This window comes from Aeromonas rivuli (assembly GCF_020149575.1).
In the GTDB taxonomy this organism is placed as follows: Bacteria; Pseudomonadota; Gammaproteobacteria; order Enterobacterales; family Aeromonadaceae; genus Aeromonas; species Aeromonas rivuli.
Genome location: NZ_CP079742.1, coordinates 4272501 through 4298005, shown reverse-complemented (window position 1 = coordinate 4298005; position 25505 = coordinate 4272501). Strand labels below are relative to the sequence as shown.

Genomic DNA, 25505 nt, shown 5'->3' with positions numbered 1-25505 from the left:
GAGGAGAATTACCATGTCCATGCAGCTTATTCCTACCCACTGGGTCGTTCGTCGCTCCACCCCCTTCTTCACCCGCGCCAACGTGCCGCCGGCCCTGCTCAGCCATCACAACACCGCGGCCGGGGTGTTCGGCCAGCTCTGCGTGATGGAGGGCACAGTCACCTATCACGGCTTCGCCGACGAGCGGGCCGAACAGCCTGAGGTCAGCCTGGTGATCCACGCCGGCCAGTTCGCCACCAGCCCGCCTCAGTACTGGCACAGGGTCGAGCTGTCCGAGGATGCCCGCTTCAACATCCACTTCTGGGCCGAGCAGGCCGAGTCGGATCGGCCGCTGTTCCATAGCCGCAAGGAGTGAATACCGCGCTCTGCCCATGCAGATCAAAATAATCAACTCAGATGTTGGTTATTCTGAGCCCCTTATCCGAATGAGTGCTATGAGGGAGAAGCATGAGCCTGACCGAAGCCCTGACCCTGGCCGCTGGCCTGGTCTATCTGGCCCTGTTGCAGTGGCGGGCCGGGCCCGGCTGGTCGTGGCGCCTCTCCCTGGCGTTGCTGGTGGCCGCCTGGCTGATGGCGGCGGATCCCCTCCTCTGGATCGCGCTGGGGCTGGTGGTCGTCCCCCTCGCCCTGTGGCACAGATGCAGGCCGTTGCCGGCACTGAATGATATCGACAGTCAGCCGCTGCGGGCCTGGACCCGCCACCTGCTGCTGCTCTGCTGGGGGCTGGTGGCGCTGCAGTATGGGCTGCATCTCTGGCAGTTGGGGCAGGGGGAGACCCCCTGGCTGGTGCGCCCCGACGTGGTCGATGGCTTCCTGCCCATCGCCGGCGGGCTCGGGCTGCGGGCCTGGCTCGGCCAGGGCATTGCGGATCCGCACCATCCGGCGGCGACGGTGACAGTGCTGGTGCTCAGCCTGTCGGCCCTGCTGCTGGGGCGGGCGTTCTGCGCCTGGTTCTGCCCGCTCGGGCTGGTGGGGGAGTGGCTGCATCGTCTACGCAGCCGCCTGCTGCCGGGGGAGTGGACGCCACCAGCCTGGCTCGATGGGCTGCTGCGGACCCAGAAGTTCCTGGTGCTCGGTTTCCTGCTGTTTATCGTGCTGATCGCGGTGCCCGGCGCCGCTCTGCCCGGCTATCTCGCCAGCCCCTACCATCAGGCGGCAGACATGAAGATGGGGGCCTTCTTCTTCAACCTGAACCTGCTCTCCGGACTCTGCCTGGGCTGGGTACTGCTGCTGACCGCCGCCTTCCGGCAGGGGTTCTGCCGCTATCTCTGCCCCTATGGCGCCTGGCTGGCCCTGCTCGGCCTGCTGACCCCGCTGCGCATTCGCCGTGACCCGGCCCGCTGCCTGCGAAGCGCGGGCCATGACTGCGACAGGTGCAGCCGGGCCTGCCCGTCCCGCATCCAGGTGCACCAGCTGATCGCGGTGCAGAGCCTCGAGTGCAGCAGCTGCCTGAGCTGCGTCGCCGCCTGCCCCAAAAGCGCCGATGCGCTGCACCTGGGCAGCAAGGCACGCAGGCTGGAGCCCCAGTGGCTGCTGGGCCTGCTCTGCCTGTTGCTGCTGGTGCTGCCGTTGCTCGCTTACGGCCTGCTGGAGTTCTGGGTCAGCCAGACGCCGCTCGCCGACCGCTACGAGTTGCTGCAAATGCTGCCACAACTGGTCCATTGAGCGTCGATGGGCCAGTCGCAGCTAACCGCCCTGTGCGGAGAGCCTGATTGCCGGAGGATGCACCCGCATTTGATACCTGAGGGGTAGCAAGGTAAAGTCCCTTCCCCGACATGATGGCCCTGCTGCCATGTCGGGGCGGTAGCTAGCCCTGGTCGCGCCTTGCTTCGCTTTCGAAGCAGCAAGCGCCGGGCGCCGGCAGCATAGATGAGCGCGATCTACCATGACAACCGGCGTAGCAAATGCAACGGTCCGCGGTCGCGATCAGATCAACAATCGTCTTTGGAGAAGTAAATGGGACAGAAACCATCTTTGGTGGGCGGGGCATGTATCATTGCCGGCGTCTGTGTGGGAGCTGGCATGCTGGGGCTGCCGAGTGCCGGGGCGGGCGCCTGGACCATCTGGTCTATCCTGGCCATTGCCCTGACCATGGTGGTGATGACCATCTCCGGCTGGCTGCTGCTCGAATCCTATCAGGGCTATCCGCTGCGCGTCTCCTTCGATACCGTGACCCGAGAGTTGCTGGGGGACAAGGTCAATGCCTTGAACAACCTCACCGTTTACTTCGTCGGCGGCATACTGCTTTACGCCTACATCACCTCGGCGGGGCTCATCATAGATGGCATGACCGGCATCGGCAGCCAGTGGGCCTCTATCCTGTTCACCCTCTGCTTCTCGCTGCTGGTGTGGCATTCGACCCGGGCGGTGGATCGCATCTCCGTGGTGCTGGTCATCTCCATGGGGCTGAGCTTCGTGTTCGGCATCTCGGGTCTCTCCCTCAACATCAAACCGACCCTGCTGTTCGATACCCTGAGCCAGCACGCCAGCTATGCACCCTATGCGCTGGCCATGCTGCCGGTGGCACTGACCTCGTTCGGTTATCACCATTCGGTCTCCTCCATGCGCGCCTACTACGGTGAGGAGCGCCGCGCCCGTTACGCCATCCTCGGTGGCACCGCCATCGCGCTGCTGTTCTACCTGGTCTGGCTGGTGAGCGTGTTCGGCAACCTGCCGCGCAGCGAGTTCGGCCCCGTGGTGGCACAAGGGGGCAACGTCGATGTGCTGCTCAAGGCGTTGGCCTCGGTCATCGAGTCTGAGGCGGTGGCCAACGCCCTCAACCTCTTCTCCATGGCCGCCATCCTCTCCTCCTTCATCGGAGTGGGCCTGGGGGTGTTCGACTATCTGGCGGATCTGTTCAAGTTCGACAACAGCCGCCAGGGCCGCGCCAAGTCCTGGGCCGCGACCTTCCTGCCGCCGTTGCTGCTCTCCCTGCTGTTCCCGTTCGGCTTCCTGATGGCCATCGGCTACGCTGGCGCCGTGGCGACCCTCTGGACCTGCATCATTCCGGCGCTGTTGGCCTGGAAGGTGCGCAAGAGTGGCAAGAGCGACGGTTTCCGGGTGCCGGGTGGTTTGCCGGTGATAGCGGGGGTCTTCCTGTTCGGGGTACTGACCGCGCTGTTCCACCTGCTCAACATGGCGGGATTGCTGCCGGTCTATACCGGCTGACTCGATCAGTTCCGACGTCATCGGTTGGGATGCAGTAAAACGGCGCCTTGGGGCGCCGTTTTTATGCTGAAGTGCCATCGTCTGGCGTTTCAATCAGGACACCCACCTTTGAGGAGTACACATAACACGGACGTTTTAATCAGGACACCCACCTTTGATTGAGGAGTACACATAGCACGGAAGGGACCATTCACACTTTGGCGTATTCAGGGTCTGAAACGCATGCAGCAGCATAGTGGGATCCCGCCATGGGCCATGGTGAGGGTCAGGTGGCTATAGATGAGGGTGCTTCAACCTAGCGGTCAGTATTTATGACACGTAAGAGCCTGTTCCTCTAATCAAAAAGGACTGTGGCACGCTAGCGCAGACCCACAGGTATTAAAGATGAGGTTGGTGACATCGCGTCTGGCCACAGTGGGCGGCGTAGCGCTGGCAACAAACCTTGTCGCCAATCGCCCGGATACCCTGGCGCCGAAACAGGGTGACGTGCCCCAGCCACTGTTCCTCGTTCATGCCCAGGCGCTGGAGTACAGGTACGAGATGATGCGGGATATGGCCACGCTTATCCAGGCGAATGGCTCGTCCTGTCCAATCTACGAAAGCCAGGTAATCAGCAAAACTGCAGGGGAGTGTCTCAGGCTTTCCTTCTCTTGCAAAAGGCAGCAGCAAGGGGGTCTGTGTGGCTAGATCAGCTGTTTGCTCGATGCGTTGCTGGATGCTGGTGAAATCGCTCTCTTCCGGTGTGGCGGCGATACCTGCCCGTATGGGATTGAGGTCAACATAGGTCATGCAGGCCAGCAGCGCCGACTCGGTGAGCAGAGCCTGACTCTTGAAGCGTCCCTCCCAGAAGTGACCCTTGCAGCCATCTTCCTGATTGGCCTGGCGGGCCAGCGACTCGTTTAGCAAGCGCACCAGCCAGCTGATGGAATAGAGACGATCCCGCCACTGGGTTATCAGCTGATGCACTACCTCCAGCTCGGGTGCTATCAGTTCCTCCCCCTGATACCAGCGACGTACCAGTAGGGGCCACTGGAACAGACGGGACCAGCGCTCCGCCACCTCCCGCTCACTCCACTCATTAGCCATGTTGGCCTGCACCTTGAGTACCAGATGATAGTGATTGCTCATCACGGCATAGGCGCAGATGCCGATGGCAAAGACCTGCGACAGCTGACCCAGCTTGTCGGCAACCCACTGGCGCCTGTGCTCGTAGCTTTGGCCTGAGTGATCATCTTGGCCGCAAAGAAAGGCGCGCCGGACGCAGCGGCTGACCACGTGGTAGTAAGGTGTATCGGCGAGGCTGATCTGGCGTGAACGGGCGATGGTCATGGCTGCTCTCTCCTTGGGTCTCACGGTTTAAGGAAAGTGGAGGGGGAGTGAGTTGTCAAAGCAGGGATTAGGTGGGTGTCCCAGCTTTTGTGATGTCACCGATCCACGCCAGCAGATCGGTATGCTCACTTGGTGTGAACTGTGATATGAGTGTCTCTAAATCTCGATTAGGCTACGTTGATCTAACCTACGGGCTCTATCCCCTTCTCCCCTCGCGGGAGAAGGGTTGGGGATGAGGGGGGGGGGTAGTAATTTGTGGTAAAGGTTGAGCTTCGCTACGCACAGCCCAACCAGTTAGCTTTTCCACCATCCAGTTAGGTCAATAATTATTGGCATTTTAATGAGGTCTGCTTGGATTGCAGCGAGGAACATTATGACTATTGTGGCGAAAGTGATAACTTTCTGTAGGCGAATATTTTCTGCATGTTTTTCCTCTGCATTTTCATACGCTTCTAAGGTAACAATAGCTTTTCCTGTTAATTTGTAATTGATTCCTTGAGTTTTTATTATCTCTCCAGATTCTACAAAAGACTCAAGATATAGCTTCAGTAAAGAAGTTGCGGCATCCTTATCTGGATGATTAAAGTATTTACTAGAGTGTATATGCACCATAAGGGAAACGACATTAAATTCAGAGTTTCTAGATGCATATTGCTCTAAAAGAATTTTTAATATTTCTGTTCGTTTTTTGCTTTGAAGTGGGTGTTTATTAAAAGGTTTCTGGTTGAAGTTATGTATTCTTCTAACTATAAATATTTTAAAGTCAATATAATAAGTTATATCTTTTATTATAAAATTCAAGCCGTTGCGAAATGAGTAATCGTAAATCCCTTTGAATTTTTTAATGTATAGCTGAGATGAACGAATCATGCACAAGGGCAAATCCTGATAAATTTTTTCTTCAGTTTCTCCGTCAATTGTATAGCCTCTAACAAACTCCCTGTTAACTGACTCTGCCCATAAAATAGAGTTGTTTGGTAGAATTATACCACATAAATAACAGTTCATAGCCAGACCCTCTTTACCACTTCGTGGTACTGGGGATGGTGCTGGTCTACTCAATGCCTTTAATAAGCAAAGATAAATAATTATATTCCCCATAAAATAATCCATTTAAATGTTGTTATAGTGAGTGAATTTTATCGTAAAGTTTTTGAAATAAAAACGGCGCCTTAACGGCGCCGTTTTTATATCACTAACCCAACCAAGATCACTGCAGCAGGGAGATATCCGCTACTTGCAGGAACAGGTTGCGCAGGTTGTTTAGCAGCGCCAGACGGTTGGCCTTGAGGGCTTCGTCGTCGGCCATCACCATGACTTCGTTGAAGAAGGTATCGACCGGCTCGCGCAGGGCGGCCAGACGGGTGAGGGCAGCCTGATAGTCACCGGCAGCGAACAGCGGAGCCAGTTCGGCTTGCAAGGCAGCAACCTGAGTGGCCAGTGCCTGCTCGGCGGCGTCCTGCAACAGCTCCGGCTTGACCACGGTCGGCAGCTCGCCTTCCACCTTGGCCAGGATGTTGCTGACGCGCTTGTTGGCGGCAGCCAGGGCCAGGGCGGCATCCAGGCTGCGGAAGTGGCTGACGGCCTTGACGCGACGATCGAAGTCCAGCGGACGGGTCGGGCGGCGGGCCAGCACGGCCAGCACAACATCGGCACCTATGCCTTCGTCCTGATAGGCGGCGCGGAAGCGGCCCAGCATAAAGTCGACCACGTCGGTGACGACGGTCTTGTTGGTCAGCTTGTCGCCGTAGACGCGAACGGCTTCTTCCACCAGTTCAACCAGATCCAGATCCAGCTGCTTCTCGGTCATGATGCGCAGGGCACCGATGGCGGCGCGACGCAGAGCGAACGGATCCTTGTCACCTTTGGGCAGCATGCCGATGCCGAAGATGCCGGCCAGGGTGTCGAGCTTGTCGGCCAGCGCCACGGCGCAGGCTTCCAGTGCGGACGGCAGGGCATCACCGGCGAAGCGCGGCATGTACTGCTCGTTCAGGGCCACGGCCACCACGTCGTCTTCGCCGTCGTGACGGGCGTAGTGCATCCCCATGACACCCTGGGTGCTGGCGAACTCGCCGACCATGTTGGTCATGAGATCGCACTTGGAGAGCAGGCCGGCGCGCTTGGCCTGAGCCACGTTGGCGCCGATGCGCTCGGCGATAAAGCCGGCAACTGTCTCGATGCGCTCGACCTTGGCCTTGACTGTGCCGAGCTGTTGCTGGAACAGCACGGTTTCGAGGCGCGGCAGGCGTGAAGCCAGGCTCTGCTTCAGATCGGTCTTGAAGAAGAACTCGGCGTCAGAGAGACGGGGGCGAACCACCTTCTCGTTGCCGCTGATGATCTGGCTCGGGTCTTTTGACTCGATGTTGGTGACGAAGATGAATTTGGGCAGCAGCTTGCCGCTCTTGTCGTAGACCGGGAAGTACTTCTGGTCACCCTTCATGGTGTGCACCAGCGCCTCGGCCGGCACCGCCAGGAACTTCTCTTCGAAGTTGGCGGTCAGCACCACAGGCCATTCGACCAGGGCGGTGACTTCTTCCAGCAAGGCGTCGTCCAGATCGGCGACGCCACCGAAGGCGGTGGCAGCCGCTTCGACGTCAGCCTTGATCTTGGCCTTGCGGGCCATAAAGTCGGCCATCACCATGCCGCGTTCCAGCAGGATCTGCGGGTACTGGCTGGCGTTGTCGATGGTGAATTCCGGCTCGCCCATAAAGCGGTGACCGCGGATGGTGCGGGCGGAGTCGATACCCAGGATGGTGGCGGGCACCAGCTCGCCATCCAGCAGCAGGGTCACGGTGAACACCGGACGCACGAACTGGATGCTCTTGTCGCCCCAGCGCATCATCTTGGGGATGGGTAGCTTGGCCAGAGATGAAGCTACAAGCTCACCCAGCAGCTCGCGCGCCGGACGACCTTCAACCTTGGCGGTGTGGACCAGCCACTCACCCTTGTCGGTGACCAGACGCTCGGCTTGATCAACGGTGATGCCGTTGCCACGGGCCCAGCCTTCGGCAGCCTTGGTCGGCTTGCCATCGGCATCGAACGCCTGGGAGACGGCCGGGCCGCGCTTCTCGACGCTCTTGCTCGGCTGCTCGCCAGCCAGCGCGTGTACTTTCAGCGCCAGACGACGCGGTGAGGCGAACCACTCGACGTCACCGAAGGCCAGATCGGCCTTGGTCAGCTCGGCCTTGAAGTTGTCGGCAAAGGCTTCGGCCAGGGTGCGAAGAGCCTTGGGGGGCAGCTCGGCGGTGCCGATCTCTACCAGAAATGTATGTTGTGCCATGTCCGTTCCTTAACCTTGCTTGTTCTCAGTGCGCTTGCACATCGGGAAGCCCAGCGCTTCGCGGGAGGCGTAGTAAGCCTCGGCCACGGCCTTGGTCAGGGTGCGAATGCGCAGTATGTAGCGCTGACGCTCGGTGACCGAGATGGCCTTGCGGGCATCCAGCAGGTTGAAGGAGTGGGCGGCCTTGAGGATGCGCTCGTAAGCGGGCAACGGCAGGGGCGTTTCCAGTGCCAGCAGATGCTGAGCCTCTTTCTCGTACTGCTCGAAGCAGTGGAACAGGAAGTCCACATCGGCGTGTTCGAAGTTGTAAGTGGATTGCTCCACTTCGTTCTGGTGGAACACATCGCCATAGGTGGTCTTGCCCAGGGGGCCATCGGACCAGACCAGGTCATAGACGCTGTCCACGCCCTGGATGTACATGGCCAGACGCTCGAGACCGTAGGTGATCTCGCCGGTGACCGGCTTGCATTCGAGGCCGCCCACCTGCTGGAAGTAGGTGAACTGAGTCACTTCCATGCCGTTGAGCCACACTTCCCAGCCCAGACCCCAGGCGCCCAGCGTCGGGTTTTCCCAGTTGTCTTCCACGAAGCGGATGTCGTGGATTTGTGGATCCATGCCCAGCTCTTTGAGGGAGCCGAGGTAGAGCTCCTGAATGTTGTCGGGGGAAGGCTTGATGATCACCTGGAACTGGTAATAGTGCTGCAGGCGATTCGGGTTTTCACCGTAGCGGCCGTCGGTGGGACGGCGGGACGGTTGCACGTAGGCGCAGGCGATGGGCTCAGGCCCTAAGGCGCGCAGGCAGGTCATGGGGTGCGAGGTACCGGCACCCACTTCCATGTCCAGCGGTTGGATAATGGTGCAGCCCTGGCGAGCCCAATAGTCCTGCAGCTGCAGGATCAGGCCCTGAAAGGTTTTGACATCGAATTTTTGCATAATGTTCTTCGCGCGAAATGAGATCAGAGCAAGATTTGCTGAATATTAACCGAAGGAGTATACCGTCTGGCATGGTCGGATAATAGGCGAAATTGCAGTGGATTCATGGGGTGGCGCTGCGCCGGACCTGGTGGGGGCGGGATCTTTACTCGATGGCGTAACTGGTAGAGCATGGTCGGAGTAAGAGACAACTCACAGGGGATTGAGGGATGGAACTGCGCTGCGCCTGGGTGACCAAGGATCCGGAATATATTGAATACCATGACAAACAATGGGGGCGGCCGGTCCGTGACCCGCGCGAGCTGTTTGCCAAGCTCTGCCTCGATGGCCAGCAGGCCGGGCTCTCCTGGATCACCATTCTCAAGCGCACCGACAGCTACTACCGCGCCTATGCCGACTTCGATCCGGTGCTGATCGCCCGGTTCGACGAGCAGGATGTGGAGCGACTGATGCAAGACACCGGCATCATCCGCAACCGCCTCAAGGTGCAGTCGATCATCAGAAATGCCAAGGCCTATCTGGCGTTGGAGGCGCAGGGCATCGACTTCGCCGATTACCTGTGGGCCTTTGTCGGTGGCGCCCCCATGGTCAATCAACGGCAGGGCAATGGCGATATCCCGGCCACCTCACCAGAGTCGGATGCCATGGCCAAGGCGCTCAAGAAGCTTGGCTTCAACTTCGTCGGCAGCACCATCTGCTATGCCTTCATGCAGGCGGTAGGCATGGTGAACGATCATCTGGTCAGCTGTCCCTGCCATGGTGAGTGTCAACAGGGGTAGTGCGCCGCATTTCACCTATCTGTACAGTCCGGATACAGTGATGCCAGCTCAACATCGGGGTAATCATCACTAGGATACCCCCATGTCACTGAACTCATTTCGCCCCCGAACCCTTGGCAGCTTCATCCTGGCTGCGTGCGCCCTGATGGCGACCCTGCCCGCCGAGGCGGCCGATCGTCAGGACTCCCGTGATCTGCGTCAGGAGGTTCGCCCCGAGGTGCGCGACGCCAAGCAGGACTGCCGAGAGAACGATCAGAAAGATAACTACGAGTGTCGTCAGGACAAGCGTGAAGTGAAGCAGGACGTTCGCGAGAAGGCCCGCGACATCAAGCACTGAAACCCATTCCCTTGCCTGATGCCAGGGGGGCAATCGAGAACGCCTTCCTGCCGGGCTCGGCGTATAATTGAGGAGCGCCCAGCCGGTGCGTTCCAGCTATCTAAGGAGTTACCATGAAGAAGTCCGTATTCATGCTGCTTGCCGCCACTGCCTTGTTGACGGCCCTGCCCGCCCAGGCCACCAAGCAGGCTCAGGAGCGGCGTGAGGCGCGCGACACCCGCCAGGATACCCGCCAGGAGTCCCGCGATGAAAAGCAGGAGTGTCGTGAGGGCTTGGTCGGCAATGCCGATTGCCGTCAGGAGCACCGCGACAACAAGCAGGAAGGGCGCGACGAGGCTCGTGACATCAAATACTGATCCAGCGCCGACCATCAATCCGGTGGGGCTGAGCGGGTCGCTATCTCGATACAAGGAGGCTCAGGCCTCCTTGTTCATATTCAGAATGCGCGCGCGTCACACTCTGGCGCCTCTGTTTGATAGAATGCGCAACCATTTGGCTAGAACCGTTTTTTCAGAGGTTTTTTCATGCATTTCAAGAAGCTTGTCTCAGTCTTGGCGCTGACTGTTGCCATCTCTGGTTGTACTACCAATCCCTATACCGGTGAATCCCAGACCTCCAAAGGGGCCTGGGGTGCACTGGCCGGTGCCGCCACCGGTGCCGCCGTGGGCGCCTTGTCATCCAGCAAAGGTGATCGCAAGAAGGGTATTCTGACCGGCGTGGCCGCCGGTGCCGCCCTGGGTGGCGGTATCGGTTACTACATGGACGTGCAGGAGGCCAAGCTGCGCGAGAAGCTGCAAGGCACAGGTGTCAGCGTGACCCGCAACGGTGATGAGCTGATCCTCAATATGCCGAACAACGTCACCTTCGACAGCTCCAGCGCCCAGCTGAAAGCGGCCGGTGCCAATACCCTGTCCGGTGTCGCCATGGTGGTTGCCGAGTTCGACAAGACCCGCCTGAACGTGGTCGGCCACACCGACAGCACCGGCTCCCGTGACCTGAACATGAAGCTCTCCGCCCAGCGTGCCGACGCCGTTGCCGCCCAGCTGATCGGTCAGGGTGTGACTGGCTGCCGTATCGCGACCCAGGGTGTGGGCCCGGATCAGCCGGTTGCCACCAACAGCACCGCCGCCGGCAAGGCCCAGAACCGTCGTGTGACTATCACCCTGACACCGACCGCCTGATAGGGTTGCCGCCACCGGTTTGCGCCCGTTGAAGAGTGCAAACATCGCGTGCAAAAACAAGGCCCCGCCAATCTGGCGGGGCCTTGTGCTTTTTGGCGACCGATGAGGCCTTGGGTGGCGATGGCCAACCCCGGATTTATACGGCGGCGACCAGTTGCAGTTCGACACGGTAGCCGGGCTTGGCCAACTCGACCTGGACACAGGCCTGCACCGGCGCTGTGCCTACGCAAGCAAGCCAGGCATCCCCCGGATTTATACGGCGGCGACCAGTTGCAGTTCGACGCGGTAGCCGGGCTTGGCCAGTTCGACCTGGACACAGGCCCGTACTGGCGCTGTGCCAGCCGGGAGCCAGGCATCCCACTGCTCGTTGAAGGCGGCAATGTCGGCAATGTCTTTGAGGTAGATGTTGGCCATCAGGATCTTGTCGACCCCGGAGCCGTTGGCTTCCAGCAACTGCGTGAGGCTGGCCAGCACTTCGCGAGTCTGGGTGTGGATGTCGGCATCGACGCTGGTGGGCACCTCCACCACGTAGAGGGTGCCGTTGTGGATGACAACATCAGACCAGCGGGCCGTGGTGCCGATACGGGTAATCGTCATGGGGTGCTCCTGGAGAAAAGAGGGGCTTATGAGCCCTTGCGGATCAGATAGCGATAGGGCAGCTGTTCTGTCTCGCTGGCGATCAGGGTGTGATCCATGAAGCGGCAGAAGCTGGGAATGTCACGGGTGGTGGAGGGATCGTCGGCGCTGACCAGCAGGGTCTCACCCTGGGCCATCGTCCGGACGCGCTTGCGCACCATCATCACGGGTTCAGGGCAACGAAGCCCGATTGCATCCAGTTCATAGTTTGCATCGCAGAATAAATCACTCATCTATAGTCAACCTTCAACCTAATTCGCTGCCAATGATACCCAAGGCTAAAAAATAATCAAACCAGCAGCACTAATGTCAGTGGATGATACCAAAGTTCATCCTGACTCTATGCTGTGGTGGCCTGACGAGTAATATAAAAAATGCACCATATTCAACAAGGAGGTATGAATATGATCCAGTCACAAGGCAGATTGCAGGCCTATGCGGCCATGGGGTTCCTGGCGTTTTCCATGATAGTGCTGGGCAGCCCGATAGGAAATACCGGCACCTGGTTTGGCGCCATGGTGATGATCGGGCTGGGGCTCTGGATTGAGCTGAGCGATTACTACGAGGATGACGAAGAGGACCTCTGACTCGCTTCCTGACAGGGCATATCAAACAAGGCGAGCATGGCTCGCCTTGTTTATGTCTGCTGGTATCTAGCGTGCCGAGCGGATCGCCCGGGCCAGGTGCAGGGCCGTCTGCTCGGCATTGGCCCGGCCATCGTTGAAGTAGTTGCTCAGCACATCCATGATGGCCTGACGCATGTTGGTCGGGGTGGCCATGCCTTCCGCCATGCTGGGTAGCAGGGTGCCATTCTGTTCCGCAATCTTGAAATCCCGGTACGCCTTGATGGCGCAGCGATCGAACTGGCTCATGTCCGGCTGGATCAGGGCCGGGATAGAGCCCTTTATCCGGTTGAAAGTCTGTTGGAAGTGGGGCGTCATCAGCAACCTGGCGAGCTCCCCCTGGGCCTGGGTCTGGGCAGGATCCCGCTGCTTGAACATGGCGATGGAGTCCAGGTTGTAACTGAACAGCCCCTGGCTGCCGGGGCTCGGCAGACACTCGATATCTTCCCCCGGTCTGTAGTTGCCGGCACTCAGCTCCCCCTTCACCCAGTCCCCCATGATCTGCATGGCGGCCTCGCCGGTCTCCAGCTGGCCGGTGGCCAGGTGCCATTTCAGGCCGGTAAAGCGTTGCGGCACATAGGCGCGCAGCTGGTGGAAGCGTGACAGCACCCTCACCATGTCAGGGCCGGTCAGGGTCGCCTCATCCTGTTTGAGGAAGGCGTTGCGATAGAAGTCTACTCCGCCCTCGCCCAGCGCCACCGCCTCAAACAACACCGCCAGCTGCCAGGGCTCATTGCCTATGGCGAGCGGGGTGATGCCCTGCGCCTTGAGCTGCTCGGCCACTGCCATGAACTGGCTCCAGTCGGTCGGTGGGGTCAGATCGAGGCGTTCGAACACCTTGCGGTTGAGCCACAGCCAGTTGACGCGATGGATGCCGGTTGGCACCGCCATCAAGGCGCCGTTCTGGCTCAGGGTTTCGCGCACCATGGGAGGCAACTGCGGGTACCAGCCGAGGTGTTCGGCCATGGGGCTGAGGTCGCGCAAAAAGCCGAGCCCGGCCCACTCCTTGAGTTCATAACCCTTGAGGTGCGCCGCCTCTGGCGGGTTGGCGGCCAGGGCTCTGCTCTTTAATACCGTCATGGCGCTCTTGCCGCCGCCACCCTGGACGGCGAAGTCATTCCATTGATTGCCAAGGGCCGCCCACTCGGATTTGAGTTCGGTCACCGCCTTGGCCTCGCCGCCGGAGGTCCACCAGTGCAGGACCTCGACCTGGGAGGCGAGTGCTGGCAGGGAGATCAGAGTGAACAGAGAGAGAGAAAGCCACTTCATGGGATCATTGCCTTGGTAGGGAGAGGGTGGCTTGCAAGCCGCCCTGGGGACGATTTTCCAGCACCAGATCGCCGCCATGGGCGTGGGCTATGTTGCGGGCAATACCCAGCCCCAAGCCAGTACCAGCCTGATCCTGGCTGAGCCGGACATAGGGTTCGAAGATGCGCTCAAACTGATCTTCCGGTAGGCCGGGACCCTGGTCCAGGATGAACAGGATCAGCATCTCCTCGTCATCCATGACGATGATGCGTACCTGTTGGCCGTATCTGATGCCGTTGTCCACCAGATTGCCGATGCAGCGCTTGAGGGCCAGCGACTTGCCGCGATAAGGCCACTTGCACTGGCCCTCTATGATGAGGCGCTCCTCGTGCAGGTTCATGGCCTCGGCCATCTGCTCCAACATGGCGTTGACGTCGATGAGCTCGATGTTCTCGTGGATGTCGGTCTCTTTGACGGTCTGCAGCGCCCCCTTCACCATCAACTCCAGCTCGTCCAGATCCTTGTTGAACTTGGCGATCTGGGTCTCGTCATCGAGCAGTTCGACCCGCAGCCGCAACCGGGTGATGGGGGTCTTGAGATCGTGGGAGATGGAGCTGAACAGCCGCTCCCTGTCATCGATATAGCGACGGATGCGATGCTGCATGATGTTGAAGGCGCGGGTGGCCGCCACTATCTCGGAGGCCCCCTCCTCCTTGAGCTGGGGCTGATCGATGTCCTTGCCGAGGTTGACTGCCGCCTTGGCGAGACGGCGCAGGGGCCGGGTCTGCCAGCGCACCAGCAAGAAGGTGAAGAAGCAGAGAAACACCGTCATCAGGGCGATGAAGCGCACCTGGTTGCTCGGCATCACCGTATCGTCGAGGGTCATGTAGGGGGCGGGCAACAGCGCCGCCAGATAGAGCCACTCACCCGGCTCTATCTCGATCTGGGTCACCAGCACCGGCGGGTTGATGGGTTCCAGGGAGAGGGTGTAGCGGGCCCAGGAGGAGGGCAAATCCGCCAGCAGGGTGTCGTTGTTGAACACATGGAGGTCATCGGGGCGGGAGAAATCCACCTTGATCACCATGGCATCGGAGAGCTTGCGATTGAGCACCCCCTGCACCTCGCTGAGCACCAGCGTCTTGCGCTCGCTGTCCGGGATGGCGCTGATCTTTATCTCCTCTTCGTTCAATGAGACGAAGAAGCGGCTGCCCCCCATGTTGCGCAGCTGATCCAGGGCAATATGGCGATATTGCAGGGGCAGGGACTTGAAGAAGTTGACGGTCGAGGCCGCCGACAGGGCCAGGTTGCGAGTGGTGCTGAGCATGCCTTCCAGCTCCCGCTTCTGGATCTGCTGCATCCAGATGCCGGTGAGTATGGTCTGGGAGAGCAGGATGGCGAGCAGCAGCAATAGCAGCATGCGCGATAGCAGGGAGCGGGGCACCAGCACCCGCCAGAGTTGACCCATCATGACGTCATTCCAAGAGACGCGCGATCCGCCAGGGAGGCGGATCGCGGCGCAGGGGCCAGAGCACCCCTCATGGCAACTCGTGCACTTCGGCGATCAGCATGTAGCCGCTGCCGCGTATGGTCTTGATGATGCGCGGGCTCTTGCCGTTGTCACCCAGCTTCTGGCGCAGGCGGCTGATCTGCACGTCGATGCCGCGTTCCATCGGCAGACTCTCGCGGCCACGGGTGGCGTCGGAGATGGTATCTCTGTCCAGTACCTGGCCCGGCTGCTGCAAAAACATGTTGAGCAACACGAAGTCACTGCCGGAAAGATCCAGCAGGCTGCCATCCTCGTGGGTCAGCTGGTGGCTGAGAGTGTCCAGGGTCCACTCGGCGAACTGCAAACGGCGACTCGGCTCCTTCTCTTTTGCCGGCTGACGGAACTCGGCGCGGCGCAGCAGCGCCTTGATGCGGGCCTGCAGCTCGCGCGGGCTGAACGGCTTGGCGATGTAGTCGTCGGCACCGAGTTCGAGGCCGATCACCCGATCCGCCTCATCGGAGGCGGCGGTCAGCATGATGATGGGCACCTGGGAGTCGCGGCGGATCTGCTGGCAGAGGGTAAAGCCGTCATCACCGGGCATCATGATGTCCAGTATGATCAGGTCCGGGCTATGACGACTGAGCTGCTGACGCATCTCGTTGCCCTCCGCCGCCGTCAACACCTGAAAGCCGGCCCGGGTCAGGTATTCGTTGAGCAGTTCACGGATCTCTTGGTCGTCATCGACGATCAGCAGTTGTTTGCTCGTTGACATATGTATGTGCATCCACCCATTTTTTGTGCAGATTGAACCTGTCGGGGGGGCAAAAAGCAAGCAAACCCCCTATCTAATGTGAGGTTAGGGGCATTATCGCCACCGTTTGGTCGCATAAAACGAAAAAAGGCCGACCCAAACGGGGCGGCCAAGCGCATGGTTCCGACTGCTGGACGCCATCCCGTGTGATGGCGCCGCCGGACGCTACTTACTCATGGCGCCCGGGTGGCCCCGGGCGTGCTGTCTGCTTTACATCACACTCGCTCGAACACTGTCGCTATGCCCTGGCCCAGACCGATACACATGGTCGCCAGACCCAGGGTGGCATCCTTCTCCTCCATCAGATTGATAAGCGTCGTGGAGATGCGTGCGCCGGAGCAGCCCAGCGGGTGGCCCAGGGCGATGGCGCCGCCGTTCAGGTTCACCTTCTCATCCATCTGCTCGAGCAGACCCAGATCCTTGGCACAGGGCAGTGACTGGGCGGCAAAGGCCTCGTTCAGCTCGACCAAATCGATGTCAGCCATGGTCAGACCGGCACGTTTGAGCGCCTTCTGGGTCGCAGGCACAGGGCCATAACCCATGATGGCGGCGTCGCAACCCGCGATGGCCATGGAGCGCACCCGGGCGCGCGGGGTCAGCCCCAGCGCCTTGGCACGATCCGCGCTCATCAGCAGCATGGCGGAGGCACCGTCGGACAGGGCCGAGGAGGTGCCTGCGGTGACGGTACCGTTGACAGGGTCGAACACCGGGCGCAACTGGCTCAGGACATCGACCGTGGTCTCCGGGCGGATCACTTCGTCGTAGTCATAGAAGAAGCGGGCGCCGCTGGCGTCGTGGCCTTCCAGTCCGACGATCTCCTTGGCAAAGCGCCCTTCCACGGTCGCGGCATAGGCGCGGCGGTGGGAGCGGGCGGCAAACTCGTCCTGCTGCGCTCGGCTGATGCCGTGCAGCTTGCCCAACATCTCGGCGGTCAGCCCCATCATGCCGGAGGCCTTGGCCACCGTTTTGGCCATGCCAGGGTGGAAGTCGACACCGTGGCTCATGGGCACATGGCCCATGTGCTCGACGCCGCCGATGATGAAGATATCCCCATCACCCACCTGAATGGCGCGGGAGGCATCGTGCAGCGCCTGCATGGAGGAGCCACACAGGCGGTTGACGGTGACCGCCCCCACCTGCTTCGGAATACCGGCCAGCAGGGCGGCGTTGCGGGCTATGTTGAAGCCCTGTTCCAGGGTCTGCTGCACGCAGCCCCAGTAGATGTCCTCGATCTCGTTCGGGTCGAGGTTGGGGTTGCGCAGCAGGATGGAGCTCATCAGGTGCGCGGATAAGTCTTCTGCCCGCACGTTGCGAAAGGCTCCGCCCTTGGATCGGCCCATGGGGGTCCGGATACAGTCGACAATGACTACGTCTTTCATGAATGGATCTCCTTTGCGCAATCAGTAGAAGGTTTTGCCCTGGGCGGCCATCTCACGCAAGCGGTCGCTGACGCGGTAGAGCGGGCCCAGGTCGGCATACTGGTCGGCTTGGGCCACGTAAGCGTCCAGACCTATGGTGTCCAGATAGCGGAACACGCCACCACGGAAGGGAGGGAAGCCCAGCCCATAGACCAGCGCGATGTCCGCTTCCGCCGGGGTGGCGACTATGCCTTCCTCCAGGCAGAGCATCACCTCGTTGATCATGGGGATCATCATGCGGGCGATGATGGCTTCCTTGTCGAAATCCTGTTTCGGCTTGGCGATAGGGGTCAGCAGCTCGTAAGCAGCGGCGTCGGCCACCTTCTTCGGCTTGCCCTTCTTGTCCTGCTCGTAGGCGTAGAAGCCCTTGCCATTCTTCTGACCGAAGCGGCTGGCGTCATACATCACATCGATGGCGGTACGACCTTCCTTGCTCATGCGCGCCGGGAAGCCTTGCGCCATGACGTCACCGGCATGGTGACCTGTGTCGATGCCGACCACATCCAGCAGGTAGGCGGGGCCCATGGGCCAGCCGAACTCCTTCTCCATCACCTTGTCGACCGCAGCGAAGTCGGCGCCATCGGCGACCAGCTTGTTGAAGCCGAAGAAGTAGGGGAAGAGCACGCGGTTGACGAAGAAGCCCGGGCAGTCGTTGACCACGACCGGGGACTTGCCCATGGCGGCGGCGTAGGCCACCACGCGGTTGATGGTGTCATCGCTGGTCTGCTCGCCGCGGATGATCTCCACCAGGGGCATGCGGTGCACCGGGTTGAAGAAGTGCATACCGCAGAAGTTCTCGGGGCGCTTCAGCCCCTTGGCCAGCAGGGAGATGGGAATGGTGGAGGTGTTGCTGGCGAGTACGGCGTCTTCGCCGAGAACGGCTTCCACCTCGCCCAGTACGGCGGCCTTCACCGTGGGATTCTCGACCACGGCTTCGACCACCAGATCCACGTGCTTGACGCTGTCATAGCTGAGGGTCGGGGTGATGGCAGAGAGCACCTGGCCCATCTTGATGCCGTCGATGCGGCCCTTCTCGAGCTGGCCGTTGAGCAGCTTGGTGGCTTCGCCCATGCCAAGCGCCAGCGCTTTTTCGTTGATGTCCTTCATCACCGCGGGAATGCCCTTGCTGGCGGACTGGTAGGCGATGCCGCCCCCCATGATGCCGGCCCCCAGTACGGCGGCGTGGCTGGTGGCCTTGGCTGCCTGCTTGGTCGCCTTCTTGGCCAGCGCCTTGATGTGCTGATCGTTGAGGAAGATGCCGACCAGCGCCTTGGCCACGTCGGTCTTGGCCAGCTTGATAAAACCTTGCGCCTCGACGTTGAGGGCTTCGTCGCGGCTCATGCCGGCGGCGGCCTCGACGGTCTTCACTGCGGTCATCGGCGCCGGATAGTGCTTGCCCGCCACGGCGGCAACCATGCCGGCGGCTGTGGTGAAGCTCATCATGGCTTCCAGCTTGGAGAGGCGCAGCGGCGCTTTCTTGGCGGCGCGACGGCTCTGCCAGTCCAGCTTGCCCGCGATGGCGTCTCTCATCATCTGCACCGCAGCGCTCTGCAGCGCAGCGGGGGCGACCACGGCATCTATGGCGCCTACCTTGAGGGCGTCATCGGCACGGACATCCTTGCCTGTGGTGATCCACTCCAGGGCGTTGTCGGCGCCGATAAGGCGCGGCAGACGGACTGTGCCGCCAAAGCCCGGCATGATGCCGAGTTTGGTTTCGGGCAGGCCGATCTTGGCGGTGGTGTCAGCCAGACGGAAATCGGTGGAGAGTATGGTCTCGCAGCCGCCGCCCAGGGCGTGGCCCTTGATGGCGGACAGGGTCGGCACCGGTAGATCTTCGATGGCGCTGAAGATGTCGTTGGCCTTTTTCAACCAGCCGAGCAAGTCTTCTTGCGGCAGGCTGAACAGTTCCAGGAATTCGGTGATGTCGGCGCCGACGATAAAGGCGTCTTTGCCGGAGGTGAGGATCAGACCTTTTAGTTCACGTTCTTGTTTTAATGTGGCGATCGCTTCGCTCAGCGAGAGCAGGGTAGCGCGATCCAGCTTGTTGACTGAACCCGGGGCATCAAACCTCAGCTCGGCAATGCCGTGTTCGAGGTAGCTGACCGACAGGGTTTCGCCTTGGTAGATCATGAGAGTGTCTCCTTGTTCCCACGCGGTGGGGGGCTTGGCTCCTTTCTCCCCAGCAGGGGGCGAGGCTCACTATTGATCCAAAGAGTGACAATTTCAACACCTATTTAAAACATTTGTTTAACAGTGTTTGAGTAAATGCTCTTGGCCGTGATCCGGGTCTACATTAGGAAAAAAAGAGGCGCCATGACGGCGCCGCTACGGGGGGATAGGAAGGGTAGACTTGGCTAGCAGGCCAAGGTCGCCATGGATTCGGCCCCCGTACTCCTGGCGGAACAACCAGGGCTAGGGTCCCTAACAGGCGAGCTCCGGCCGGTTGCGATACTGATCCAGTACATCGGGATCGGCCAGGGCATGGGTGTTGTTGACGGGCCTGTTGTGCACCACCTCCCGCACCGCCAGCTCGACGATTTTTCCGGACTTGGTACGGGGAATGGCATCCACCTGCAGGATGCGGGCGGGTACGTGGCGAGCGGTACAGTGGTTGCGGATCTGCTGGCGAATGCGATCACGCAAAGGGTCGTCCAGCGTGAGGCCGGGCTTGAGCTTGATGAAGAGCACCACCCGCTCGTCCTGTTGCCACTGCTGGCCGATGACGATGCTCTCCTCCACCTCGTCGAGCTGCTCCACGTAGCGGTAGATCTCGCTGGTGCCGATCCGCACGCCACCGGGGTTGAGGGTGGCATCGGAGCGACCATAAAAGAGGATGCCACCAGTGTCGGTCAGTTCAATCCAGTCGCCGTGGCACCAGATGTTGTCGAAGCGATCGAAATAGGCGGCGTGGTATTTGTCGCCACTCTCGTCACTCCAGAAACCGACAGGTTGGGCCGGGAAGGGCTTGGTGCAGACCAGCTCTCCCTTCTCCCCCTGTACCGCTTGGCCCGCCTCGTTGAATACCTGTACCGCCAGCCCCAGGCCGCGTCCCTGGCTCTCACCCCGATAGACGGGGCTGATGGGGTTGCCGATGACGAAGCAGGAGCAGATGTCGGTGCCGCCGGAGATGGAGCTCAGTTGCACATCCTGCTTGATCCCCTGATAGACATAGTCAAACCCCTCCGGCGACAGCACAGATCCGGTGCTGCAGATGAGGCGCAGGTGCGGCAAGTCATGGGTATTGATCGGGGCATAGCCCTGCTTGTGCAGGGCATCCAGGTATTTCGCCGAGGTGCCGAACAGACTGACTTGCTCATCCCGGGCCAGATCCCACAGCACATTGCCATCGGGGTAGAAGGGGGAGCCATCATAGAGCACCAGGGTGGCGCCGGAAGCCAGCGCACTCGCCAGCCAGTTCCACATCATCCAGCCGCAGGTGGTGAAGTAGAACACCCGCTCCCCCGGCTTGATGTCACAGTGCAGCTGGTGCTCCTTGAGATGCTGGAGCAGGGTGCCACCTATGCCGTGCACTATGCACTTGGGTTTGCCGGTGGTGCCGGATGAATAGAGGATATAAAGAGGATCGTTGAAGGCCATGGGCTCGAAGCGCAGGCTGGCGCCCTCTTGGCTGGCGAGTAGCTGATGCCAGTCTTGGCGGGGGAGGGTGTCGGCCCCGGCATGGTTCGACGTCAGACCGAGCAGCGGGATCAGGATGAGATGTTCCAGACTGTCGAGCTGGCAGGCCACCTTGGTGACCTTGTCCTGGATATCGACCGCCTTGCCGTTATAGCGATAGCCGTCGACTGCAAACAGCACCTTTGGCCGAGTCTGGCCGAAGCGTTCCACCACGCTGGCTTCACCGAAGTCCGGGCTGGTGGAGGTCCAGATAGCCCCCAGACTGGTGGCGGCCAGCATGGCAACCAGCGCCTCCGGGATATTGGGCAAGTAGCCGGCAACCACGTCGCCCTTGCCAATGCCCTGACCCCGCAGCCACTGAGCCAGTCTGGCGACCTGCTGCCCCAGTTCACGCCAACTAAGCGTGCGGCGCTGGCTGCCTTCCAGGCTGGCGATGATGGCCGGACTCTCGTCCTGGCGACGCAACAGATTCTCGGCGAAGTTGAGCCGGCTGTCCGGAAACCAGCGTGCGTGCTGCATGGTCTGGCGGTTCTCCGCCACTATGTTGCCAAGCTCCCCCTTGACGCCACAGTGCTGCCACACCAGGGGCCAGAAGCGGGTGGTCTTCTCCACCGACCATTGATAGAGCTCGGCGTAGCTGTGCAGCTGCAGGCCATGGAAGCGATTGACCTCGCCCATGAACTGATGAAGGTTGGATTGGCTGATCCTGGCCTGGTCCGGTTGCCACAGGCGGCGGTTGTGCATTGAGTAGTCCCTGACTGCATATGTCTACCGGCAGTGTATTGAATTGTTTTTTATTTGTTAATGGTGAGTTTGCTTTTAATAACAAGTGCCCTGTCACTCATGCTTTACCTCACGAAGCCAAGGGTTGACGGGTCGAGGCACCTCGCGCTTGATGTTATGCTGGGTTAACAACCATGTCGGAGCAGGATGCCATGAGCAGTTACAGCCAACTTTTCGCCCAGCACATCGAGACCTTGCAGCGCCGTACCCGCGACATATTGCAGCAGCAAGGGCTCAGCGGTCTGGCCATACATGCCGGTCAGACCCATCGCATCTTCCTCGATGATCAGGATTACCCCTTCAAGGTGAATCCCCACTTCAAGGCCTGGCTGCCGGTGCTGGACAACCCCCACTGCTGGCTGCTGGTGGATGGGGTGAGCAAGCCCGTCTTGTTGTTCTATCGACCGGTGGATTTCTGGCACAAGGTGGCGGACTTGCCCAATGCCTTCTGGGTCGATTTCTTCGATATTCGTTTCCTGACCAAACCGGAACAGGTAGCTGACCACCTGCCCGCCGACAAGCAGACATGGGCCTATCTGGGGGGGCATCTCGAGGTAGCCGGGCTGCTGGGACTGACCCAGCCCAATCCAGAGGCCGTGCTCAACTATCTGCATTATCACCGGGCTTACAAGACTGACTACGAGCTGGAATGTCTGCGCGAGGCGAACCGGCTCGGGGTGCGTGGTCACATCGCCGCCAAGGAGTCCTTCATGGCGGGGGCGAGCGAATTCGAGATCAACCTGACCTATATGAAGGCGGTAGGACAGGGGGCCAATGAGGCGCCCTACGGCAACATAGTCGCCATCAACCGCAATGCCGCCATCTTGCACTATACCCAGCTCTCCCATCAGCGAGTGGCCGATATCGATCGCCACTCCTTCCTGATCGATGCCGGCGTCGATTTCCACGGTTATGCCTCGGACATCACCCGCACCTGGGCCTGGCGTCGTGGCGAATTTGCCGACTTGATCACCGCCATGGACGAGCAGCAGCAGGCCATCATCGACGAGATCAAGCCGGGACGCCGCTACACAGAGCTGCATCAGCAGATGCACCACAGGCTGGCGCGGTTGCTGCAATCGGTCGAGCTGGTCGACATGTCGGTGGACGAGATGATAGGCACAGGCGTCACCAATGTGTTCTTCCCTCATGGTCTCGGCCATTTCCTCGGCTTGCAGGTCCATGATGCAGGTGGCTTCATGCAGGATGAGCGTGGCACCCATCTTTCTGCACCCGAACAGTTCCCCTACCTGCGTTGCACCCGGGTGATGGAGCCGGGCCAGGTATTCACCATAGAACCCGGCCTCTACTTCATTGACAGCCTGCTCGAGCCCCTGCAAGGCAGCGAGCAGGGCAAGCGAGTCAATTGGCAGAAGGTAGACGCGCTGCGGCCGTTTGGCGGCATCCGCATCGAGGACAACATAGTGCTGAACAGTCATGGGGTGGAGAATCTCACCAGGCAGGCCGGGCTCTGATGGACTCGGGTTATCCGGTGCCGATGGCAGGGGTCGAGGTGAGCGAGGAGATCAAGAAGAGCCGTTTCATCACCTTGCTTGCCCATGCGCCAACGGTCGCGGCAGCCAAGGCCTGGATAGAGGTGGTACGCCGAGCCCACCCGGGGGCCCGCCACCACTGCTGGGCCTTCGTTGCAGGGGCCCCCAAGGATAGCCAGGTGTATGGTTTCAGCGACGATGGCGAACCATCGGGGACTGCGGGCAAGCCCATGCTGGCGCAACTGATGGGGTCCGGTGTTGGCGAGATAGCCGCCGTGGGGGTGCGCTACTATGGCGGCGTTCTGCTTGGTACCGGGGGCCTGGTCAAGGCCTATGGCGGTGGGGTGGGGATGGCACTCAAGGCGCTCACCACCCGGCACAAGGTAGCCCTGCGCCCCTCGCTCATCGAGTGTGACTATGGGGACATGGGGGTAATTGATGCCCTGTTGCTGAGTCATCATGGTCAGGTGTGTCAGTCGGATTACGGCCAGCGGGTACGGCTCGAAGTCGACTGGGCAAGCACGGATTGGCAGCAGGTCAACCAGATGCTGACCGATAGAACGCACGGGCGGGTATCTCTGCAGCCCATAGATGGCTAGAATCCATCGCTGTTTTATTGCCGAGACGGGGCCTGCATGCACATTCTGAGTATTATCCGCATCGTTGGCTTGCTGGTGGCGCTGTTCAGCTCGACCATGTTGCTGCCCGCGCTGGTGGCCTTTGGCTATCGGGATGGGGGCGGCTCCGAATTTGTCGGAGCCTTCTTCATCGCCCTGCTGCTTGGCCTGCTGCTCTGGTTTCCCAATCGGCATCATAAGAAAGAGCTGAGGTCGAAAGAGGGTTTCCTCATCGTTGTACTGTTCTGGACTGTGCTTGGCAGTGTGGGGGCTCTGCCCTTCATGCTGGGCGAAGTGCCGGACATGAGCGTGTCGGAATCCTTCTTCGAATCTTTCTCCGGGCTGACTACCACGGGGGCGACCGTGCTCACCGGGCTCGATGAGTTACCCAAGGCCTTCCTGTTCTATCGCCAACTGCTGCAATGGCTCGGCGGCATGGGTATCATAGTGCTGGCGGTCGCCATATTGCCCATTCTTGGGATAGGCGGCATGCAGCTCTATCGCGCCGAGATCCCGGGGCCGGTCAAAGACAACAAGGTGACACCGCGCATCGCCGAGACCGCCAAGGCGCTCTGGTACATCTACCTCTTTATTACCCTCAGTTGTGCCCTGGCCTATTGGATGGCGGGCATGACCATGTTCGATGCCATCTGCCACTCCTTCTCCACCGTGGCCATCGGCGGCTTCTCGACCCATGATGCCAGCATCGGCTACTTCAATAGCAGTGCCATCAATCTCATCACTGTGCTGTTTCTCATGGTTGCCGGGGTGAATTTCACCCTGCACTTCGCGGCCTTCGCGCACAGACCCATGCGCCTCTATGTCTATCTGAAGGACCCCGAGGTAAAGGTGTTTGTTGCCTTGCAACTGGGACTGACCCTGATCTGCTTCCTGGTGTTGATGCGCCATGTCAGCTATGACAGCTGGGGGGAGACCCTGGACCATGCGCTATTCCAGTCCGTCTCCATTGCGACCACGGCCGGTTACAGCACCACGGGGTTCTCCGAGTGGCCGCTGTTTCTGCCGATCCTGCTGATGCTTGCCTCCTTCGTGGGTGGCTGCGCGGGCAGTACTGGCGGTGGCATCAAGGTAGTACGGTTAATGTTGCTGCATCTGCAGGGGATGAGAGAGCTGAAGCGCCTCGTCCACCCGCGCGCCGTCTACCGGATTAAACTGGGTAACAAGGCGCTGTCCGAGCGGGTGATAGAGGCTGTCTGGGGCTTCTTTGCCGCCTATGCCACGATTTTCATCCTTTGCATGCTGGGCTTGATCGCAACGGGTATGAATGAGTTGACGGCGTTCTCCGCCGTGGTGGCCTCCCTCAATAACCTGGGCCCTGGCCTGGGAGAGGTGGCGCCTCATTTCGCCAACACCACGGATGCCGCAAAATGGATCATGATCATCGCCATGCTGTTTGGTCGATTGGAAATTTTTACACTTCTGGTACTGTTAACCCCTGCATTCTGGCGTAGTTGAGGTAGGTATGGATAAGATTTTGGTGCTTTATTCCTCACGGGATGGCCAAACCCGAAAAATCATTGATGTCATGCTGGAGGAAATGCCGGGATGTGAGGTCGTCACGCATGATCTGCACAGCTTGCCCATGTGCAACCTCAGCAAGTTCAAGAAGGTGTTGATCGGTGCATCGATCCGCTATGGCCATTTTCATCCCAGCCTGCTCAGCTTCATCCACGCTCACCATGAACAGCTGGAAGTGGCCAATGCGGCCTTCTTCTGCGTCAACCTG

General features: G+C 60.1%; 24 protein-coding genes (1 of these 24 only partly in view). 12 read left to right on the top strand and 12 right to left on the bottom strand.

Features of this window, described 5'->3' with window-relative positions; genetic code table 11:
* The first annotated feature begins 13 nt into the window (after window positions 1-13).
* The 3 genes from KYK33_RS19805 (at window position 14) to KYK33_RS19795 (ending at window position 3168) form a co-directional block, all read left to right on the top strand.
* Window positions 14-355, top strand: coding sequence for a DUF1971 domain-containing protein (locus tag KYK33_RS19805; RefSeq protein WP_218329990.1), 342 nt, complete (start codon window positions 14-16; stop codon window positions 353-355).
* A gap of 92 nt (window positions 356-447) precedes the next feature.
* Complete coding sequence (locus KYK33_RS19800; protein WP_224431617.1) at window positions 448-1665, top strand: 4Fe-4S binding protein; 1218 nt, start codon at window positions 448-450, stop codon at window positions 1663-1665.
* A 291-nt stretch (window positions 1666-1956) separates the two neighbouring features.
* Window positions 1957-3168 carry an aromatic amino acid transporter gene (locus KYK33_RS19795; protein ID WP_224431616.1) on the top strand — a complete coding sequence of 404 codons (1212 nt, stop codon included), beginning with the start codon at window positions 1957-1959 and terminating at the stop codon, window positions 3166-3168.
* Between the two features lie 378 nt (window positions 3169-3546).
* Here KYK33_RS19795 and KYK33_RS19790 read toward each other — a convergent pair whose 3' ends face one another.
* The 4 genes from KYK33_RS19790 to glyQ all read right to left on the bottom strand — a co-directional run bounded on the left by KYK33_RS19790 (window position 3547) and on the right by glyQ (window position 8710).
* Window positions 3547-4497 (bottom strand): transposase, encoded by a 951-nt coding sequence (locus KYK33_RS19790; RefSeq protein ID WP_224431615.1) that lies wholly within the window; start codon window positions 4495-4497, stop codon window positions 3547-3549.
* A gap of 294 nt (window positions 4498-4791) precedes the next feature.
* Window positions 4792-5598: a hypothetical protein gene (locus KYK33_RS19785; RefSeq protein WP_224431614.1), complete on the bottom strand. Its 807-nt coding sequence runs from the start codon at window positions 5596-5598 to the stop codon at window positions 4792-4794.
* Between the two features lie 109 nt (window positions 5599-5707).
* On the bottom strand, window positions 5708-7777 hold the full coding sequence (gene glyS / locus KYK33_RS19780) for a glycine--tRNA ligase subunit beta (RefSeq protein WP_224431613.1): 2070 nt from the start codon (window positions 7775-7777) through the stop codon (window positions 5708-5710).
* A gap of 9 nt (window positions 7778-7786) precedes the next feature.
* Window positions 7787-8710 (bottom strand): glycine--tRNA ligase subunit alpha, encoded by a 924-nt coding sequence (gene glyQ / locus KYK33_RS19775; protein WP_224431612.1) that lies wholly within the window; start codon window positions 8708-8710, stop codon window positions 7787-7789.
* Between the two features lie 209 nt (window positions 8711-8919).
* On the opposite strand from glyQ, the gene KYK33_RS19770 reads away from it, so the two are divergent.
* The 4 genes from KYK33_RS19770 (at window position 8920) to KYK33_RS19755 (ending at window position 11007) form a co-directional block, all read left to right on the top strand.
* Window positions 8920-9489 (top strand): DNA-3-methyladenine glycosylase I, encoded by a 570-nt coding sequence (locus tag KYK33_RS19770; protein ID WP_224431611.1) that lies wholly within the window; start codon window positions 8920-8922, stop codon window positions 9487-9489.
* An 82-nt stretch (window positions 9490-9571) separates the two neighbouring features.
* Window positions 9572-9826 carry a hypothetical protein gene (locus KYK33_RS19765; protein ID WP_042039579.1) on the top strand — a complete coding sequence of 85 codons (255 nt, stop codon included), beginning with the start codon at window positions 9572-9574 and terminating at the stop codon, window positions 9824-9826.
* Window positions 9827-9939: 113 nt separating this feature from the next.
* On the top strand, window positions 9940-10182 hold the full coding sequence (locus tag KYK33_RS19760) for a hypothetical protein (protein WP_042039577.1): 243 nt from the start codon (window positions 9940-9942) through the stop codon (window positions 10180-10182).
* A gap of 168 nt (window positions 10183-10350) precedes the next feature.
* A complete protein-coding gene (locus KYK33_RS19755) occupies window positions 10351-11007 on the top strand; it encodes an OmpA family lipoprotein (protein WP_224431610.1) in 657 nt (218 codons plus the stop codon).
* Between the two features lie 252 nt (window positions 11008-11259).
* Here the strand turns inward: KYK33_RS19755 and KYK33_RS19750 are convergent, their stop codons facing one another.
* Window positions 11260-11604 carry a RidA family protein gene (locus KYK33_RS19750; RefSeq protein ID WP_224431609.1) on the bottom strand — a complete coding sequence of 115 codons (345 nt, stop codon included), beginning with the start codon at window positions 11602-11604 and terminating at the stop codon, window positions 11260-11262.
* A 26-nt stretch (window positions 11605-11630) separates the two neighbouring features.
* Window positions 11631-11876, bottom strand: coding sequence for a sulfurtransferase TusA (gene tusA, locus KYK33_RS19745; RefSeq protein WP_224431608.1), 246 nt, complete (start codon window positions 11874-11876; stop codon window positions 11631-11633).
* Between the two features lie 171 nt (window positions 11877-12047).
* On the opposite strand from tusA, the gene KYK33_RS19740 reads away from it, so the two are divergent.
* The gene (locus KYK33_RS19740; RefSeq protein ID WP_005903828.1) at window positions 12048-12230 is read left to right on the top strand and encodes a hypothetical protein; all 183 of its coding nucleotides are present in this window, start codon (window positions 12048-12050) and stop codon (window positions 12228-12230) included.
* Between the two features lie 66 nt (window positions 12231-12296).
* Here KYK33_RS19740 and KYK33_RS19735 read toward each other — a convergent pair whose 3' ends face one another.
* The 6 genes from KYK33_RS19735 to KYK33_RS19710 all read right to left on the bottom strand — a co-directional run bounded on the left by KYK33_RS19735 (window position 12297) and on the right by KYK33_RS19710 (window position 21609).
* Window positions 12297-13535, bottom strand: coding sequence for an ABC transporter substrate-binding protein (locus KYK33_RS19735; protein ID WP_042039574.1), 1239 nt, complete (start codon window positions 13533-13535; stop codon window positions 12297-12299).
* A 4-nt stretch (window positions 13536-13539) separates the two neighbouring features.
* Window positions 13540-14982 carry an ATP-binding protein gene (locus KYK33_RS19730; RefSeq protein WP_042039573.1) on the bottom strand — a complete coding sequence of 481 codons (1443 nt, stop codon included), beginning with the start codon at window positions 14980-14982 and terminating at the stop codon, window positions 13540-13542.
* Window positions 14983-15049: 67 nt separating this feature from the next.
* Entirely contained in the window at window positions 15050-15772 is a 723-nt protein-coding gene (locus KYK33_RS19725) for a response regulator (RefSeq protein ID WP_224431607.1), read from the bottom strand.
* A 254-nt stretch (window positions 15773-16026) separates the two neighbouring features.
* Window positions 16027-17190: an acetyl-CoA C-acyltransferase FadA gene (gene fadA / locus KYK33_RS19720; RefSeq protein ID WP_224431606.1), complete on the bottom strand. Its 1164-nt coding sequence runs from the start codon at window positions 17188-17190 to the stop codon at window positions 16027-16029.
* 21 nt (window positions 17191-17211) lie between these two features.
* Window positions 17212-19359 (bottom strand): fatty acid oxidation complex subunit alpha FadB, encoded by a 2148-nt coding sequence (gene fadB / locus KYK33_RS19715; RefSeq protein WP_224431605.1) that lies wholly within the window; start codon window positions 19357-19359, stop codon window positions 17212-17214.
* Window positions 19360-19650: 291 nt separating this feature from the next.
* Window positions 19651-21609 carry an acetoacetate--CoA ligase gene (locus KYK33_RS19710; RefSeq protein WP_224431604.1) on the bottom strand — a complete coding sequence of 653 codons (1959 nt, stop codon included), beginning with the start codon at window positions 21607-21609 and terminating at the stop codon, window positions 19651-19653.
* Between the two features lie 191 nt (window positions 21610-21800).
* Here KYK33_RS19710 and pepQ point away from each other — a divergent pair, with 191 nt between their 5' ends.
* The 4 genes in view from pepQ to hemG are tightly spaced (at most 36 nt apart) and all read left to right on the top strand, a layout consistent with a single transcriptional unit that may run on beyond the window.
* Window positions 21801-23123, top strand: coding sequence for a Xaa-Pro dipeptidase (pepQ, locus tag KYK33_RS19705; RefSeq protein WP_224431603.1), 1323 nt, complete (start codon window positions 21801-21803; stop codon window positions 23121-23123).
* Window positions 23123-23740, top strand: coding sequence for a YigZ family protein (locus KYK33_RS19700; protein WP_224431602.1), 618 nt, complete (start codon window positions 23123-23125; stop codon window positions 23738-23740). The genes pepQ and KYK33_RS19700 overlap by 1 nt, the downstream gene beginning before the upstream one ends.
* A 36-nt stretch (window positions 23741-23776) precedes the next feature.
* On the top strand, window positions 23777-25234 hold the full coding sequence (locus KYK33_RS19695; RefSeq protein WP_042039567.1) for a TrkH family potassium uptake protein: 1458 nt from the start codon (window positions 23777-23779) through the stop codon (window positions 25232-25234).
* 7 nt (window positions 25235-25241) lie between these two features.
* On the top strand, window positions 25242-25505 hold the 5' portion of the coding sequence (gene hemG, locus KYK33_RS19690) for a menaquinone-dependent protoporphyrinogen IX dehydrogenase (protein ID WP_042039566.1). It continues 261 nt past the right edge of the window; the window shows 264 of its 525 coding nt (coding positions 1-264); the start codon lies at window positions 25242-25244; the stop codon falls past the right edge of the window.

Excerpts from the sequence above, each read along its gene's own strand:
- KYK33_RS19805 (WP_218329990.1), top strand. The coding sequence starts at position 14 with ATGTCCATGCAGCTTATTCCTACCCACTGGGTCGTTCGTCGCTCCACC.
- KYK33_RS19800 (WP_224431617.1), top strand. The coding sequence starts at position 448 with ATGAGCCTGACCGAAGCCCTGACCCTGGCCGCTGGCCTGGTCTATCTG.
- KYK33_RS19795 (WP_224431616.1), top strand. The coding sequence starts at position 1,957 with ATGGGACAGAAACCATCTTTGGTGGGCGGGGCATGTATCATTGCCGGC.
- KYK33_RS19790 (WP_224431615.1), bottom strand. The coding sequence starts at position 4,497 with ATGACCATCGCCCGTTCACGCCAGATCAGCCTCGCCGATACACCTTAC.
- KYK33_RS19785 (WP_224431614.1), bottom strand. The coding sequence starts at position 5,598 with ATGGGGAATATAATTATTTATCTTTGCTTATTAAAGGCATTGAGTAGA.
- glyS (WP_224431613.1), bottom strand. The coding sequence starts at position 7,777 with ATGGCACAACATACATTTCTGGTAGAGATCGGCACCGCCGAGCTGCCC.
- glyQ (WP_224431612.1), bottom strand. The coding sequence starts at position 8,710 with ATGCAAAAATTCGATGTCAAAACCTTTCAGGGCCTGATCCTGCAGCTG.
- KYK33_RS19770 (WP_224431611.1), top strand. The coding sequence starts at position 8,920 with ATGGAACTGCGCTGCGCCTGGGTGACCAAGGATCCGGAATATATTGAA.
- KYK33_RS19765 (WP_042039579.1), top strand. The coding sequence starts at position 9,572 with ATGTCACTGAACTCATTTCGCCCCCGAACCCTTGGCAGCTTCATCCTG.
- KYK33_RS19760 (WP_042039577.1), top strand. The coding sequence starts at position 9,940 with ATGAAGAAGTCCGTATTCATGCTGCTTGCCGCCACTGCCTTGTTGACG.
- KYK33_RS19755 (WP_224431610.1), top strand. The coding sequence starts at position 10,351 with ATGCATTTCAAGAAGCTTGTCTCAGTCTTGGCGCTGACTGTTGCCATC.
- KYK33_RS19750 (WP_224431609.1), bottom strand. The coding sequence starts at position 11,604 with ATGACGATTACCCGTATCGGCACCACGGCCCGCTGGTCTGATGTTGTC.
- tusA (WP_224431608.1), bottom strand. The coding sequence starts at position 11,876 with ATGAGTGATTTATTCTGCGATGCAAACTATGAACTGGATGCAATCGGG.
- KYK33_RS19740 (WP_005903828.1), top strand. The coding sequence starts at position 12,048 with ATGATCCAGTCACAAGGCAGATTGCAGGCCTATGCGGCCATGGGGTTC.
- KYK33_RS19735 (WP_042039574.1), bottom strand. The coding sequence starts at position 13,535 with ATGAAGTGGCTTTCTCTCTCTCTGTTCACTCTGATCTCCCTGCCAGCA.
- KYK33_RS19730 (WP_042039573.1), bottom strand. The coding sequence starts at position 14,982 with ATGATGGGTCAACTCTGGCGGGTGCTGGTGCCCCGCTCCCTGCTATCG.
- KYK33_RS19725 (WP_224431607.1), bottom strand. The coding sequence starts at position 15,772 with ATGTCAACGAGCAAACAACTGCTGATCGTCGATGACGACCAAGAGATC.
- fadA (WP_224431606.1), bottom strand. The coding sequence starts at position 17,190 with ATGAAAGACGTAGTCATTGTCGACTGTATCCGGACCCCCATGGGCCGA.
- fadB (WP_224431605.1), bottom strand. The coding sequence starts at position 19,359 with ATGATCTACCAAGGCGAAACCCTGTCGGTCAGCTACCTCGAACACGGC.
- KYK33_RS19710 (WP_224431604.1), bottom strand. The coding sequence starts at position 21,609 with ATGCACAACCGCCGCCTGTGGCAACCGGACCAGGCCAGGATCAGCCAA.
- pepQ (WP_224431603.1), top strand. The coding sequence starts at position 21,801 with ATGAGCAGTTACAGCCAACTTTTCGCCCAGCACATCGAGACCTTGCAG.
- KYK33_RS19700 (WP_224431602.1), top strand. The coding sequence starts at position 23,123 with ATGGACTCGGGTTATCCGGTGCCGATGGCAGGGGTCGAGGTGAGCGAG.
- KYK33_RS19695 (WP_042039567.1), top strand. The coding sequence starts at position 23,777 with ATGCACATTCTGAGTATTATCCGCATCGTTGGCTTGCTGGTGGCGCTG.